At 72.9% G+C, this 786-nt stretch carries 1 protein-coding gene; it reads right to left on the reverse strand.

The window, feature by feature from the left end:
- The coding region (locus tag K7862_RS37060; protein ID WP_262414389.1) for a phosphopantetheine-binding protein at window positions 1-786 on the reverse strand (786 nt) is incomplete at both ends.

The following is a 786-nucleotide window of genomic DNA, read 5'->3' on the forward strand; positions in this document are numbered from 1 at the left end:
ACGATCTGGGGTTCGGCCTGGACGACTTGCCGGGGGATGCCGTCGATCTCGGGGAACGTCGTGCGCAGCGCTTCGTGCCGGTCGGTGACGTCCCGCAAAGCCGCCTCCAGCGCCCCCGCGTCCACGTTTCCGTGCAGCCGCAGCTCGAAGGCGAGGTTGTAGGAGGCGTCACCCTCCCCGAAACGGTTGAGGAACCACTGCCCGCGCTGGGCGAACGACAGCGGCACCACCTCGGGCCGGGCGTACGCCGTCAGTCCCGCCCGCGCCCGCGCCGCTCCGGCCACCTGCTCGGCCAGCAACTCCGGTGTCGGCGCCTCGAAAAGGCTGCGCACCGTCAGCTCCACGCCCATCTCGGAGCGCACCCGGGAGACCAGCCGGGTCGCGAGCAGCGAGTGGCCGCCCAGGTCGAAGAAGCTGTCCTCCGCGCCCACCCGGTCCGCACCGAGCACCTCGGCGAAGAGGGTGCAGAGGATCTCTTCCTGCGGGGTGCGGGGGCCGCGGCTGTCGGCGGCGGTGGCCGGTGTCTGGGGTGCGGGCAGGGCTTTGGTGTCGAGTTTGCCGTTGACGGTGAGCGGGAGGCGGTCGAGGGTGACGAAGGCGGCCGGGACCATGTAGTCCGGCAGCGCCTGGGCGACGTGGGCGCGCACGGCGGCGGTGCCGGGCGCGGCCGTCCCGGACGCGGGCACGAGGTAGGCGACGAGCCGCTGGTCGCCGGGGGTGTCCTCGCGCGCGATCACGGTGGCCTGCGCGATGTCGTCACGCGTCAGCAGCGTGTTCTCGATCTCG

Origin of the sequence: Actinacidiphila acidipaludis (genome assembly GCF_019890725.1) — a bacterium.
Taxonomy (GTDB): domain Bacteria; phylum Actinomycetota; class Actinomycetes; order Streptomycetales; family Streptomycetaceae; genus Actinacidiphila; species Actinacidiphila acidipaludis.